This window comes from Pseudomonas sp. RP-B7 (genome assembly GCF_059803535.1).
In genome coordinates this window covers 1-14,594 of the sequence record NZ_JAPFHC010000051.1, presented here as the reverse complement: position 1 = coordinate 14,594, position 14,594 = coordinate 1, and the positions used below count along the sequence as shown (strand labels likewise).

Here is a 14,594-nt window from a genome sequence, read left to right as displayed (position 1 = left end):
GGGCCCGCTTGCAGTTGTTGCTGCAAGGCGGCCCACTTTTTAACAAGGTGTAGTTGCGATGAAACGTGTAGGTCTGATCGGTTGGCGCGGTATGGTCGGTTCCGTGCTCATGCAGCGGATGCTGGAAGAGCAGGATTTCGATCTTATTGAGCCGGTGTTTTTCACCACTTCGAACGTTGGTGGCCAAGGCCCGTCCGTGGGCAAGGATATTGCCCCGCTCAAGGACGCCTACAGCATTGAAGAGCTGAAGACCCTCGACGTGATTGTGACCTGTCAGGGTGGCGACTACACCAGTGAAGTCTTCCCCAAGCTGCGTGAAGCCGGCTGGCAGGGTTACTGGATCGATGCTGCATCGAGCCTGCGTATGCAGGACGACGCCGTGATCATCCTGGACCCGGTAAACCGCAAGGTCATCGACCAGCAGCTGGATGCGGGCACCAAGAACTACGTCGGCGGCAACTGCACCGTCAGCCTGATGCTGATGGGCCTGGGTGGCTTGTTCGAAGCCGGCCTGGTCGAGTGGATGAGCGCCATGACCTATCAGGCGGCCTCCGGTGCCGGTGCGCAGAATATGCGTGAGCTGATCAAGCAGATGGGCGCGACCCACGCGGCTGTCGCCGATCAACTGGCCGACCCGGCCAGCGCGATCCTCGACATCGACCGTCGTGTGGCTGAAGCCATGCGCAGCGATGCGTACCCGACCGAGAACTTCGGCGTGCCGTTGGCCGGTAGCTTGATCCCGTGGATCGACAAGGAACTGCCGAACGGCCAGAGCCGCGAAGAGTGGAAGGCCCAGGCCGAGACCAACAAGATCCTCGGTCGCTTCAAGAGCCCGATCCCGGTGGATGGCATCTGCGTGCGTATCGGCGCGATGCGCTGCCACAGCCAGGCGCTGACCATCAAGCTGAACAAAGACGTGCCGATCGCTGATATCGAAGCGTTGATCAGCTCGCACAACCCATGGGTCAAGCTGGTGCCGAACAACCGCGACATCAGCATGCAGGAGCTGAGTCCGACGAAGGTCACCGGTACCCTGAACGTACCCGTGGGCCGTCTGCGCAAGCTGAACATGGGCAGCCAGTTCCTGGGCGCGTTCACGGTTGGCGACCAACTGTTGTGGGGCGCGGCTGAACCGCTGCGTCGCATGCTGCGGATCTTGCTGGAGCGTTGATCGCTTGAGGCAATCAGGAAACCCGCGTTCTGGTGACAGGCGCGGGTTTTTTGTTGTGCTTTCGGGCCTCTTCGCGAGCAAGCCCGCTCCCACATTTGATTGCATTTCAATTGGAGAAACTCGGTCGAATGTGGGAGCGGGCTTGCTCGCGAAGAGGCCATCAGCGACACCCCAAGACCCGGTCCAATTGCCTCACCCCCAACCACCCGGTAAAGTGCCGCTCCCCCCGCAATGCCCGAGGCAGCTCCCATGACCCAGACCTTTGAAATCGCCGTGATCGGCGCCACCGGCACCGTGGGTGAAACCCTGGTGCAGATCCTCGAAGAACTGGATTTCCCGGTGGGTACCCTGTATCTGCTGGCTGGCAGCAACTCGGCGGGGGCATCGGTGCCGTTTCGCGGCAAGAACGTGCGGGTCAAGGAAGTCGACGAATTTGACTTCAGCAAGGCGCAGCTGGCGTTCTTTGCAGCCGGGCCGGCCGTCACCCTGAGTTTCGCCCCGCGCGCCACGGCGGCCGGGTGTGCGGTGATCGACCTGTCGGGTGCCTTGCCTGCCGAACAGGCGCCGCCGGTGGTACCGGAGGCGAATGCGCAGGTTCTCAAGGGCCTGAAAAAACCCTTCCAGCTCGCCAGTCCGAGCCCGTCCGCAACCAACCTGGCGGTGGTCCTGGCGCCATTGCGTGGCTTGCTGGACATCCAGCGCGTGAGCGTCACCGCCAGCCTGGCCGTGTCTGCCCAGGGGCGCGAAGCCGTCAGCGAGCTGGCGCGGCAAACCGCCGAACTGCTGAACGTGCGCCCGCTGGAGCCGAAGTTCTTTGATCGGCAAATGGCCTTCAACCTGTTGGCACAAGTCGGTACGCCAGATGCCCAAGGTCATACAGCCCTTGAGAAGCGTCTCGTACACGAACTGCGCGCGGTGCTGGAAACTCCTTTACTAAAGATTTCCGCAACTTGCGTTCAAGCCCCGGTGTTTTTTGGCGATAGCCTGACAGTGTCATTGCAGCTGGGTGCCGCGGTCGACCTTGCCGCCGTCAACCGCGCACTCGACGCAGCGCCGGGTGTAGAGCTGGTGGAGGAGGGTGATTACCCAACCGCTGTTGGCGATGCAGTCGGGCAAGACGTGGTGTATGTCGGACGGGTTCGCGCAGGTGTGGATGATCCGTCGGAACTAAATCTGTGGCTGACGTCAGATAACGTACGCAAAGGCGCGGCACTGAACGCCGTACAGCTGGCACAGTTGTTGATAAAAGACCTTGCGTAAAAGATACTTGGCGGCAATTTGTAGATTGATTCTAACCAGGCGCTATGCTTGGCCCCAAGCTGGAAAAGTTGCGCGTCGGTGACCTATCGGCTCGCCATGCCTAATGGCAGCGGTTACCAACCTTCTCGCAGGCCGGGGAGTGTTCAAACAAAGGATGAGGCTATGGTTCAAGTTCGCAAACTGGTGTTAGCAATAGCGGCCGCCTCGGCGCTGTCCTCCGGTATGGCGCAGGCGCTGCAACTTGGGGAGATGACCCTCAAGTCGAAGTTGAACCAGCCCTTGTCGGTGGAAATCGAATTGCTTGATGTCGGCGGCCTCACGGCGTCCGAGATCACGCCGAGCCTGGCTTCCTCCCAGGCGTTTGTGGATGCGGGCGTGGATCGCCAGGCGTTCCTCAATGACCTGACGTTTACTCCCGTGATCAACCCCAGTGGCCGCAGCGTGGTGCGCGTCACCTCCAGCAAGCCGCTGCCGGAATCCTACGTACGTTTCCTGTTGCAGGTGCAGTGGCCCAATGGTCGCCTGATGCGCGACTACAGCGTGCTGCTTGATCCCGCCAAATTTGAACAACCGGCAGCTGCCGTCCCAGCGCCGCGCTTGTCGGCGCCGGCGAGTGCCGCGCCCGCTGCACCTGCCGCCCCTGTTGTAAGCAAGCCGAACCAGCACACCACGACTTCTCGCGACACCTTGTGGGAAATTGCCGCGAAGAACCGCAACGGCGGCTCGGTCCAACAGACCATGCTGGCGATCCAGGCACTCAACCCTGGCGCCTTTATCGATGGCAACATCAACCGCTTGAAGACCGGCCAGGTCCTGCGCCTGCCGGATACCGTACAAAGCACCGCACTGCCACAGCCACAGGCGATTGCCGAAGTCACCGCGCAAAACGCTGCCTGGCGCCAGGGCCGTCGCTCGGCGACCAATCAAGTCGCGGGCAAGCAGCAACTGGATGCCACCAAGCGCACCCAGGCGGGCAATGCGCCGTCGAGCACCACGACCAAGGACAACCTGAGCCTGGTCTCGGCCGAGTCCGCCAAGAAGGGCGCAAAAGGCAAGGCCGCTGACGGCCGCGCCCTGAGCGACAAGCTGGCGATGACCCAGGAAGAGCTGGACACCACCCGTCGCGACAACGCCGAGCTGAAAAGCCGTGCGGCGGACCTGCAAAGCCAGTTGGACAAGCTGCAAAAGCTGATTCAACTGAAAAACGACCAGTTGGCGCGTTTGCAGGCTGAAAAAGGTGATCCCGCAGCGGCAGCTGCAACGGCACCCATCTCTGCACAATTGGCTGGCGAGCCGGCCGCGGCGACGCCTGCTGCTCCGGTAGCGGCGCCTGTTCCTGCGCCTGTCCCGGCGGCGCCTGCGCCTGAGCCGATCAAGCCTGAAGTGGCACCTGCCAGCGCGGATGACAAATTCAACGACCTGCTGACCAATCCGGTGGTGCTGGGTGTGATCGGTGGCACGGCGGGCCTGGTGGTGTTGTTGCTCCTGCTGCTGTGGGCGCGCCATCGCAATGCCCGTCGCGAAGAGGAAAAGCACCTGCGCATGGCCCGTGCCCTGGCCGAAGAACCGGTATTCACCTCCGATATTGACCAGGATCTGCCACCGGACAGCTTCGAGGGTCTGGAAGTCCCGCCGCCGAACGTCAAGCTGTCAGCCGCTCCGGCGCCTGCGCCTGCCCCTGTGGTCGAGCAGACAGTCGTGCCAACCGTCGCCTCGGTGCTCTCGCCGCTGGCAGTGGCCGTTGCCCCGGTCAACGCCAACGATGCGCTGGCCCAGGCCCAATCCCTTGTCGACCGCGGCCATCTGAACCAGGCCGCCGACGTATTGGAGCAAGCGATCAAGCACGAACCCAAGCGCAGCGATTTGCGTTTGAAGCTGATGGAGGTCTATGGCCTGCAAAACGACAAGGACGGCTTTGTCACCCAGGAGCGCCAGCTGGTAGCCAACGGTGAGAACCATGCCCAGGTCGAGCAGCTCAAGTCACGCTTCCCGGCCATGGCCGTGCTCGCGGCGGGTGTCAGCGCCGCAGTGGCCGCCGCCGCCCTGGACGCTCAATACGTCAAGGACCTGCTGGAAGACAAGCCGGCGGCACCGGCACCGGCGCCAGAACCTGAGGCCTTCGAGACTGATTTCGACCTGAGCCTGGATGAATTGGAAGCCGCTTCGCCTGCCAGTCTGGACGATGAGTTGAGTTTTGAATCGGTGCTGCAACAGCAGACCGAAGCCAAGGCCAGCCCGGACGACCTGTCCGACTTTGATTTGGACCTGCAACTCGATGAGCCGGCTTCGGCGCAGGCCGATGACGACTTCCTGTCTGGCCTCGAAGAGCAGATGCAGGATGTGCCTGCCGTCGAGCCGCCAACCCTGACGCCCGCTGCGTTGGACGATTTTGACCTGCCGGAAGACTTCGACCTGTCCCTGGCCGACGAGCCTGAAGCGGCTGCCAAGCCTGATGCCTTTGCGTCCGAGCTGGATGACGTCAACGCTGAGCTGGATCGTCTGTCCCAGAGCCTGGAGCATCCGCCTATCGAGCCATCCTTCACCGCTGAAGATGCGGCGCTGGGTGGTGATGAGCCGGAATTCGACTTCCTGTCTGGAACCGATGAAGTAGCGACCAAGCTGGACTTGGCCCAGGCGTACATCGACATGGGTGATGCTGATGGCGCGCGGGACATCCTGTCCGAAGTGCTGACCGAAGGTGACGAGTCTCAGCGCGGCGAGGCCAAGGAAATGCTAGGCCGCATTTGAAGGGCAACGAAAATCCACTGTGGGAGCGGGCTTGCCCGCGAAGGCGTAGTGTCAGTCAATGATGTCGTGACTGAGTGACTGCCTTCGCGAGCAAGCCCGCTCCCACATTTGGGCGGTCATCTTTATAATGGCCGCCTTTGCGTAACTCATCAGGCTCTCAGTTCTTGGCAAATATAGATAACGCGGCCGCCGAAATGGCGGCCGCAGGCTTTTACCGCATCGCCCTGGGCGTGGAATACAAAGGTTCGCGCTATCGCGGCTGGCAGCGCCAGGCGTCGGGTGTGCCGACGGTGCAGGAAACCCTGGAAAAGGCCCTGTCTAAAGTCGCTGACTCGCCGGTGTCGCTGATGTGCGCCGGGCGTACCGATGCTGGCGTGCATGCCTGCGGCCAGGTGGTGCACTTCGACACCCAGGCCGAGCGCACGATGAAGGCGTGGGTGATGGGCGCCAATATCAATTTGCCCCATGACGTCAGTGTCAGTTGGGCCAAGGTCATGCCTGCGCACTTTCATGCGCGCTTCAAGGCCATTGCCCGGCGCTATCGTTATGTGATCTACAACGACCAGATCCGCCCGGCTCATCTCAACGAAGAAATCACCTGGAACCACCGCCCGCTGGACGCCGAGCGCATGGCCGAGGCCGCGCAGCACCTGGTCGGTGTACATGATTTCAGCGCGTTCCGGGCGGGCCAGTGCCAGGCCAAGTCGCCGATCAAGGAAGTCCACCACCTGCGGGTCACGCGCCACGGCAAGATGATCGTGCTGGATATTCGTGCCGGTGCGTTCCTGCACCATATGGTGCGCAACATTGCTGGCGTGCTGATGACCATCGGCACGGGCGAGCGCCCTGTGGAATGGGCCAGGGAAGTGCTGGAAAGCCGCATCCGCCGTACCGGCGGGGTGACGGCGCATCCGTTCGGGTTGTACCTGGTGGATGTGGAGTACCGCGACGAGTTCGAATTGCCGGAACGTTTTATCGGGCCACACTTCCTCACAGGTTTCAGCGAACTTGGCGGCTGACGCCCGGAAAAGCATTTGTTACCATCCGGGACTTTCTCGGCCCAACCCCTGAGGTTTCCACGACATGCCAGCCGTTCGCAGCAAGATTTGCGGGATTACCCGCATAGAAGACGCGCTGGCGGCAGTCGAAGCGGGCGCGGACGCCATCGGTTTCGTGTTTTATGCCAAGAGCCCGCGGGCGGTTAATGTATTGCAGGCGCGGGCGATCATCGCCGCGTTACCGCCGTTCGTGACTACGGTGGGCTTGTTCGTCAACGCCAGCCGCTGCGAACTCAATGAGACCCTGGATGCCGTTGCGTTGGACATGCTGCAATTCCACGGCGACGAAAGCCCCGACGAGTGTGAGAGCTACCAGCGTCCGTATATCAAGGCGCTGCGGGTCAAGGCCGGGGACGATGTCGCCGCGGCCTGCGCCATCTACACGGGCGCTCGCGGGATTCTGCTGGACACCTATGTCGAAGGCGTGCCGGGCGGTACGGGTGAAGCGTTTGATTGGTCACTGATTCCCGAAGGCTTGAGCAAGCCGATCATCCTGGCGGGCGGGCTCAATCCCGCGAACGTCGCGGCCGCTATCGAGCAGGTGCGCCCGTACGCCGTGGATGTCAGTGGTGGAGTGGAGCAGGGCAAGGGCATCAAGGATCACGGCAAGATCCGCGCATTCATGCAGGCTGTGCGCGGGATGTGACGGCTGGCAGTCTGCCGCCGTCCATAACTACCACTGTGTAAAACAGTCCGGCGCCGCCTGTAGGTGGCCCGGAAATGAAGTGGCAACCTTGCGCTGGCAGGTTGTCTGGAAGGCTGAGGATGCATGCGGGAAATGGCTGGTCGAACGTCTGACCCCGTCCAGCATGTGTCATCGCCACATATGAATTTAGCTCAAGGGCATACGCGGGGCTGTGTTCAAGCCACCGGTACTGGAGAAAGAAAGCATGAGCAACTGGTTAGTAGACAAACTGATCCCTTCGATCATGCGTTCCGAGGTGAAGAAAAGCTCGGTTCCTGAAGGTCTGTGGCACAAGTGCCCATCCTGCGACGCGGTGCTGTACCGCCCGGAGCTGGAAAAGACCCTGGACGTTTGCCCCAAGTGCAATCACCACATGCGCATCGGTGCCCGCGCCCGCATCGACATCTTCCTGGATGCCGACGGCCGTGCCGAGCTGGGTGCTGACCTCGAGCCGGTTGACCGTCTCAAGTTCCGCGACGGCAAGAAGTACAAGGATCGCCTGACCGGCGCGCAGAAGCAGACCGGTGAGAAAGATGCGCTGATCTCCGTCAGCGGCAAGCTGCTGGGCATGCCGGTGGTAGTTTCGGCGTTCGAGTTTTCCTTCATGGGCGGCTCCATGGGCGCCATCGTCGGTGAGCGCTTTGTTCGCGCCGCCAACTACGCCCTGGAAAACCGCTGCCCGATGATCTGCTTCGCTGCCTCCGGTGGAGCGCGTATGCAGGAAGCCCTGATCTCCCTGATGCAAATGGCCAAGACCTCCGCGGTACTGGCGCGTCTGCGTGAAGAAGGCATCCCGTTCATTTCCGTACTGACCGACCCGGTCTACGGCGGCGTTTCCGCCAGCCTGGCGATGCTGGGCGACGTGATCGTCGGCGAGCCAAAGGCCCTGATAGGCTTTGCCGGCCCGCGTGTGATCGAGCAGACCGTGCGTGAAAAACTGCCGGAAGGCTTCCAGCGCAGCGAGTTCCTGCTGGAGCACGGTGCGATCGACCTGATCATCCCGCGTGGTGAGCTGCGTCCGCGCCTGGGTAGCCTGCTTGCGCAAATGATGGGCCTGCCGACGCCTGTATACGTCGCGCCAAAGGTAGAGCCAATCGTCGTACCGCCGGTGCCTGCAAACCTATGACCCAACGTACCCTGGGCGAATGGCTCGCCTACCTTGAGCAGTTGCATCCGTCCGCCATCGACATGGGCCTGGAGCGCTCGCAACAGGTAGCGGCCCGCCTCGGGTTGGGACGGCCGGCACCGCGTGTGATCACGGTGACCGGCACCAACGGCAAAGGCTCCACCTGTGCCTTTGTCGCGGCGCTGCTGCAGGCCCAAGGGCTGAAAGTGGGCGTCTACAATTCTCCGCACCTGCTGCGTTATAACGAGCGGGTGCAACTCAATGGCGTCCAAGCCACTGATGAGCAACTCTGCGAAGCCTTCGCCGCGCTTGATGCCGGGCGTGGCGAGACATCCCTGACCTACTTCGAAATGGGCACCCTGGCGGCGTTCTGGCTGTTCGAGCGTGCGCAGCTGGATGTGGTGGTACTGGAAGTCGGCCTGGGTGGGCGTCTGGATACGGTCAACGTGGTGGATGCCGATCTCGCGCTGGTGACCAGTATTGGCGTGGATCATGCCGATTACCTGGGGGATACCCGTGAGTCGGTGGCCTATGAAAAGGCTGGGATCTTTCGCCAGGGCAAGCCAGCCCTGTGTGGTGACCTGGACCCGCCGCATACCTTGCTGGACAAGGTGCGCGAGCTGGATTGCCCGTTCTTCCTGCGTGGGCGTGAATTCAATCTCGAGATCGGCGAGCAGCACTGGCAATGGCGCGGGCGGGATGCGCGTGGCCAGGTTGTAGAGCTGCGCGATTTGCCGCTGTTGAATCTGCCGATGGAAAACGCCGCGCTCGCTCTGCAAGCCTACCTGTTGCTGGATCTGCCGTGGGATGTCGAGCAGATCGCTGCGACATTGCTGGCGACCCGCGTGGTGGGGCGCCTGGATCGGCGTGTATTCGAATGGGAAGGCAAGCGCCTGAACCTGTTGCTCGACGTGGGGCATAACCCTCACGCCGCTGAATACCTGGCGCGCCGCCTGTCGCGCACGCCGCCGGTCGGTCGTCGTCTTGCGGTATTCGGGCTGCTGGCCGATAAGGATCTGGATGGCGTGGTTGCGCCATTGTTGGGCGATGTCCAGGCCTGGGCGGTCGCACCGTTGGATTCGCCGCGTAGTCGTCCGGCTGTTGAGCTGGAACAGGCCTTGCAGAACCTTGGCGCGCCGGTGGCGTCGTATGCAAGCGTCGCCGCTGCCCTTGAAGCGCAGTGCGCGGTTGCCACGCCTGACGACGAAATTCTGTTGTTCGGATCATTTTATTGTGTTGCCGAGGCGCTTGAGTGGTTGGCCCGGCGCTCCACGGAGGAAGCTGCACATGGCATTACTGGATAGCGCATACAAGCAGCGAATGGTTGGAGCCCTGGTTCTGGTGGCATTGGCGGTGATTTTCCTGCCGATGCTGTTTTCCCGTCAGGACGAGCAGCGCCAGGTTGTGGTTGAGGCGCCGGCTGCGCCCCAGGCGCCGGTGGTGCCTCAAGTGCAGGTGGAGCCGGTGGTGGTGCCTGAGCCGCAGGCCTTGCCTGAGGAAGAGCCGGTGCCGACCGATGAGGAAGTGGCCGCGCAAGCCGCACCGTCGACGCCGGTGCAGCCAAGTGTGCCGGTGGTCAAGCCTGCGCCGGCGCCCGTCGTGGCGGCCAAGCCTGCTGCGCCGGCACCTGCGCCCAAGCCTGTAGCGCCGCAGCCGGCCGCGCCGGGTAAGCCGGATGTGGGCCAGAGCCGTATTGATCCGAATGGCCTGCCGATCAGTTGGTCGATCCAGCTCGCCAGCCTGGCCAATCGCGAAAGCGCCGAAGCCTTGCAGAAAAAACTGCGCGCTCAAGGCTATAACGCCTACATCCGCAGTGCCGATGGCAAGAACCGGGTGTTTATCGGGCCGTTGATCGAGCGTGCCGAAGCGGATCGCCTGCGCGATTTGTTGGGGCGCCAGCAGAACCTCAATGGTTTTGTGGTGCGGTTCCAGCCTGAGCGCGGTTGAATAGCTGCCGCCTCCGGTTGGCAATGCGGTTCAAATGTGGGAGCGGGCTTGCTCGCGAAAGCGGTGTTTCAGTCGCCAAATGTTCTGGCTGACCCACCGTATTCGCGAGCAAGCCCGCTCCCACACTCGTTTTAAAGTGGGGTTGAAATGGGATTCCTTCGCCACAAACTACTGATTTGCAAGGCGCCGACAATCACAGCTTACCGACAGCCCAGCGCTCTGCTAAAATGCGCCGCCTTATCCGTCTGTAGGCTGCACTGTGCCATTTACCTGGGTTGATTGGGCGATCGTTGCAATCGTCGCCATCTCCGCTTTGATCAGTCTAAGCCGCGGCTTCGTAAAAGAAGCACTGTCGTTGCTGACCTGGATTATCGCAGGAGTCGTAGCCTGGATGTTCGGTGGTTCACTGTCGGTCTACCTGGCCGGATACATCGAGACACCTTCGGCTCGCGTCATTGCGGGCTGCGCCATCATGTTCATCGCCACGCTGCTGGTGGGGGCAATGGTCAATTATCTTATTGGCGAGTTGATACGTGTCACCGGCCTCTCCGGGACCGATCGATTCCTCGGCATGGCCTTCGGCGCCGCGCGTGGCGCGTTGCTGGTGGTTGTGGCAGTCGGGCTGTTGAGCCTGGGGCCGGTACAGCAGGATTCGTGGTGGCAGGAGTCGGTACTCGTGCCAAAATTTCTATTGGTTGCGGATTGGTCCAAGAACCTCATTCTGGGGTGGAGCAGTCAGTGGCTGGCCAGCGGAATCAGCGTACCCGCTGATCTTCCGTTCAAGGAACACCTCTTGCCGGCCAAAACGCCTCAGTAAGCTGTGTTCAGTCAAGATTCATTAAGTAGGGGTTGCGTCGCATGTGTGGCATCGTCGGTATCGTCGGTAAGTCGAACGTCAATCAGGCGCTGTATGACGCGCTAACCGTCCTCCAGCACCGCGGCCAGGACGCTGCCGGTATTGTGACCAGCCACGACGGCCGGTTATTCCTGCGCAAGGACAATGGCCTGGTTCGTGACGTGTTCCATCAGCGTCACATGCAGCGCCTGGTCGGGCACATGGGTATTGGCCATGTGCGTTACCCGACTGCCGGTAGCTCGACTTCGGCCGAAGCTCAACCGTTTTACGTCAACTCGCCTTACGGCATCACCCTGGCGCATAACGGTAACCTGACCAACGTTGAACAGCTGGCCAAGGAGATTTACGAATCTGACCTGCGCCACGTCAACACCAGCTCCGACTCGGAAGTGCTGCTCAACGTGTTCGCTCACGAGCTGGCCCAGCGCGGCAAGCTGCAGCCGACCGAAGAAGACGTGTTCGCCGCCGTCACCGACGTGCACAACCGTTGCGTGGGTGGCTACGCCGTCGTGGCGATGGTGACCGGTTACGGCATCGTCGGTTTCCGTGATCCGCACGGCATCCGTCCGATCGTGTTCGGCCAGCGTCACACCGACGAAGGCGTCGAGTACATGATCGCTTCCGAAAGCGTCTCCCTGGACGTGCTGGGCTTCACCCTGATCCGCGACCTTGCGCCGGGCGAAGCGGTGTACATCACCGAAGACGGCAAGCTGCACACCCGTCAGTGCGCCGTGGCACCGAAACTGACCCCTTGTATCTTCGAACACGTCTACCTGGCGCGTCCGGATTCGATCATCGACGGCGTTTCGGTCTATAAGGCGCGCCTGCGCATGGGCGAGAAGCTGGCCGAGAAGATCCTGCGCGAGCGGCCTGAGCACGATATCGACGTGGTGATCCCTATTCCGGACACCAGCCGTACCGCTGCGCTGGAGCTGGCGAACCACCTGGGCGTCAAGTTCCGCGAAGGCTTCGTGAAGAACCGCTACATCGGTCGTACCTTCATCATGCCGGGCCAGGCAGCACGCAAGAAATCGGTGCGCCAGAAGCTCAATGCCATTGAGCTGGAGTTCCGCGGCAAGAACGTGATGCTGGTGGACGACTCCATCGTGCGCGGCACCACCTGCAAGCAGATCATCCAGATGGCTCGCGAAGCCGGTGCGAAGAACGTGTACTTCTGTTCGGCAGCCCCAGCCGTGCGTTATCCGAACGTTTACGGCATCGACATGCCGAGCGCCCACGAGCTGATCGCCCATAACCGCACGACCCAGGACGTAGCCGACCTGATCGGCGCCGATTGGCTGATCTATCAGGATCTGCCAGACCTGATCGAAGCGGTCGGTGGCGGCAAGATCAAGATCGAGCAGTTCGACTGCGCCGTGTTCGACGGCAAGTACGTAACCGGTGACGTCGATGAGGCCTACCTGAACAAGATCGAGCAGGCGCGTAACGACTCGTCGAAGATCAAGACCCAGGCGGTCAGCGCGATCATCGATCTGTACAACAACTGAGTAGACACCGGCCCTGAGGGGCCGGTTTTGTATCTTAAATAAAGAATTGAGTAAGGAGTCGCAGCATGAGTCAGGAATGGGATGCCGGTCGGTTGGACAGCGACCTCGATGGCGTAGCTTTCGATACCCTGGCTGTGCGCGCCGGTCAGCACCGCACGCCGGAAGGCGAGCACGGCGACCCGATGTTCTTCACGTCCAGCTATGTGTTCCGCACCGCTGGCGATGCAGCTGCGCGTTTTGCCGGTGAAGTGCCGGGCAACGTCTATTCGCGTTACACCAACCCGACCGTGCGGGCGTTCGAAGAGCGTATTGCGGCCCTGGAAGGTGCTGAGCAGGCGGTGGCGACGGCGACTGGCATGGCGGCGATCCTGGCGGTGGTGATGAGCCTGTGCAGCGCCGGCGACCATGTGCTGGTGTCACGCAGTGTGTTCGGTTCGACCATCAGCCTGTTCGAAAAGTACTTCAAGCGCTTCGGTATCGAAGTGGACTACGTGCCGTTGGCGGATCTGTCCGGCTGGGATGCGGCGATCAAGGCCAACACCAAGTTGCTGTTTGTCGAGTCGCCCTCCAACCCGCTGGCCGAGTTGGTGGACATTGCCGCGCTGTCCGAAGTGGCTCACGCCAAGGGCGCGATGCTGGTGGTCGACAACTGCTTCTGCACGCCTGCATTGCAACAGCCGCTGAAGCTGGGCGCGGACATTGTCGTGCACTCGGCCACCAAGTTCATCGACGGCCAAGGCCGTTGCATGGGGGGTGTGGTTGCCGGTCGCGGTGAGCAGATGAAGGAAATCGTCGGCTTCCTGCGTACCGCCGGGCCGACCCTGAGCCCGTTCAATGCCTGGATCTTCCTCAAAGGCCTGGAAACCCTGAGCCTGCGCATGAAGGCCCATTGCGCCAACGCCCAGGCCCTGGCCGAGTGGCTGGAGCAGCAGGACGGTATCGAGAAGGTGCATTACGCCGGTCTCAAGAGTCATCCGCAACACGAATTGGCTCAGCGCCAGCAGCGTGGTTTCGGGGCGGTGGTGAGTTTCGAAGTGAAGGGTGGCAAGGACGGCGCCTGGCGCTTTATCGATGCCACACGCCTGATCTCCATCACCGCCAACCTGGGGGACAGCAAGACCACCATCACGCACCCGAGCACCACCTCCCATGGGCGCCTGGCGCCGCAAGAGCGTGAGGCGGCCGGTATCCGTGACAGCCTGATCCGCATCGCGGTGGGCCTGGAAGATGTGGCTGACTTGCAGGCTGACCTGGCTCGCGGGCTGGCGGCCTTGTGATCGAGTGGTCCTTGGAGGCGGCGGCAGCCAGTAACGGGCGCGTCGCGCTGGTGACTGGCGCGGCGCGGGGTATTGGTCTCGGGATTGCCGCGTGGCTGATCAGCGAAGGCTGGCAGGTGGTTCTGACTGACCTGGACCGTGAGCGCGGTTCCAAAGTATCCAAAGTGCTGGGCGAGAATGCCTGGTTTATCAGTATGGACGTGGCCGACGAGAAGCAGGTTGCGCAGGGCGTTGCCGAGGTGCTTGGGCAGTTTGGGCGCCTGGATGCGTTGGTGTGCAATGCGGCGGTGGCCGATCCGCGCAATATCACATTGGAAAGCCTTGATCTGGCGTATTGGAATCGTGTGCTGGCGGTCAACCTGAGTGGGCCGATGTTGCTTGCCAAGCACTGTGCGCCGTACCTGCGTGCCCATGGCGGTGCCATCGTCAACCTGGCGTCGACCCGGGCCCGTCAATCGGAGCCGGACACCGAAGCCTATGCGGCGAGCAAGGGCGGTTTGTTGGCCCTGACACACGCCTTGGCGATGAGCCTTGGGCCGGAAGTGCGGGTCAATGCGGTCAGCCCGGGTTGGATCGATGCGCGTGATCCTGCCGCACGGCGCGCCGAGCCTTTGACGGACGCTGACCACGCCCAGCATCCAGCGGGCAGGGTTGGCACGGTGGAGGACGTCGCGGCGATGGTGGCGTGGCTGTTGTCGCGTCAGGCCGGGTTTGTCACCGGCCAAGAGTTTGTCGTGGACGGTGGCATGAGCAAGAAGATGATTTACAGCGAGTAGGGCAGGTGGCCGTCTTGAAGTAATTTTGTCTTTTTCAGAAAAACTTCAAGCAGGCTATTGACTTAGGTCCGTTACCTGCGTAAATTTCGCGGCCTCAACGAAGCAAAGGGTGATTAGCTCAGCTGGGAGAGCATCTGCCTTACAAGCAGAGGGTCGGCGGTTCGATCCCGTCATCACCCACC

12 protein-coding genes and 1 tRNA gene are annotated in these 14,594 nt (G+C 61.8%); all 13 read left to right on the top strand.

Features of this window, described 5'->3' with window-relative positions; genetic code table 11:
• The first annotated feature begins 58 nt into the window (after positions 1–58).
• The 13 genes from asd to OPU96_RS27875 all read left to right on the top strand — a co-directional run bounded on the left by asd (position 59) and on the right by OPU96_RS27875 (position 14,592).
• Positions 59–1,171 (top strand): aspartate-semialdehyde dehydrogenase, encoded by a 1,113-nt coding sequence (asd, locus tag OPU96_RS27935; protein WP_192296839.1) that lies wholly within the window; start codon positions 59–61, stop codon positions 1,169–1,171.
• 249 nt (positions 1,172–1,420) lie between these two features.
• On the top strand, positions 1,421–2,431 hold the full coding sequence (locus OPU96_RS27930) for an aspartate-semialdehyde dehydrogenase (protein ID WP_192296838.1): 1,011 nt from the start codon (positions 1,421–1,423) through the stop codon (positions 2,429–2,431).
• Positions 2,432–2,593: 162 nt separating this feature from the next.
• Positions 2,594–5,179: a FimV/HubP family polar landmark protein gene (locus tag OPU96_RS27925; RefSeq protein WP_498560121.1), complete on the top strand. Its 2,586-nt coding sequence runs from the start codon at positions 2,594–2,596 to the stop codon at positions 5,177–5,179.
• 194 nt (positions 5,180–5,373) lie between these two features.
• The gene (truA, locus tag OPU96_RS27920) at positions 5,374–6,198 is read left to right on the top strand and encodes a tRNA pseudouridine(38-40) synthase TruA (RefSeq protein WP_192297231.1); all 825 of its coding nucleotides are present in this window, start codon (positions 5,374–5,376) and stop codon (positions 6,196–6,198) included.
• Between the two features lie 64 nt (positions 6,199–6,262).
• The gene (locus OPU96_RS27915) at positions 6,263–6,883 is read left to right on the top strand and encodes a phosphoribosylanthranilate isomerase (protein WP_305391231.1); all 621 of its coding nucleotides are present in this window, start codon (positions 6,263–6,265) and stop codon (positions 6,881–6,883) included.
• A 244-nt stretch (positions 6,884–7,127) separates the two neighbouring features.
• The gene (gene accD, locus OPU96_RS27910) at positions 7,128–8,048 is read left to right on the top strand and encodes an acetyl-CoA carboxylase, carboxyltransferase subunit beta (protein WP_192296835.1); all 921 of its coding nucleotides are present in this window, start codon (positions 7,128–7,130) and stop codon (positions 8,046–8,048) included.
• Positions 8,045–9,352, top strand: a complete 1,308-nt coding sequence (folC, locus tag OPU96_RS27905; RefSeq protein ID WP_226455114.1) for a bifunctional tetrahydrofolate synthase/dihydrofolate synthase — start codon at positions 8,045–8,047, stop codon at positions 9,350–9,352. Before accD ends, folC begins: the two co-directional genes overlap by 4 nt.
• Positions 9,336–9,995: an SPOR domain-containing protein gene (locus OPU96_RS27900; RefSeq protein WP_226455115.1), complete on the top strand. Its 660-nt coding sequence runs from the start codon at positions 9,336–9,338 to the stop codon at positions 9,993–9,995. The genes folC and OPU96_RS27900 overlap by 17 nt, the downstream gene beginning before the upstream one ends.
• A 259-nt stretch (positions 9,996–10,254) precedes the next feature.
• Positions 10,255–10,812 carry a CvpA family protein gene (locus OPU96_RS27895; RefSeq protein ID WP_003192538.1) on the top strand — a complete coding sequence of 186 codons (558 nt, stop codon included), beginning with the start codon at positions 10,255–10,257 and terminating at the stop codon, positions 10,810–10,812.
• A gap of 41 nt (positions 10,813–10,853) precedes the next feature.
• Positions 10,854–12,359 (top strand): amidophosphoribosyltransferase, encoded by a 1,506-nt coding sequence (gene purF, locus OPU96_RS27890; protein WP_017737850.1) that lies wholly within the window; start codon positions 10,854–10,856, stop codon positions 12,357–12,359.
• 65 nt (positions 12,360–12,424) lie between these two features.
• Positions 12,425–13,636 carry an O-succinylhomoserine sulfhydrylase gene (locus OPU96_RS27885; RefSeq protein ID WP_017737849.1) on the top strand — a complete coding sequence of 404 codons (1,212 nt, stop codon included), beginning with the start codon at positions 12,425–12,427 and terminating at the stop codon, positions 13,634–13,636.
• A gap of 11 nt (positions 13,637–13,647) precedes the next feature.
• Positions 13,648–14,412 (top strand): SDR family oxidoreductase, encoded by a 765-nt coding sequence (locus OPU96_RS27880; protein WP_124410364.1) that lies wholly within the window; start codon positions 13,648–13,650, stop codon positions 14,410–14,412.
• A 107-nt stretch (positions 14,413–14,519) separates the two neighbouring features.
• A tRNA-Val gene (locus OPU96_RS27875) sits at positions 14,520–14,592 on the top strand.
• Positions 14,593–14,594 lie beyond the last annotated feature (2 nt).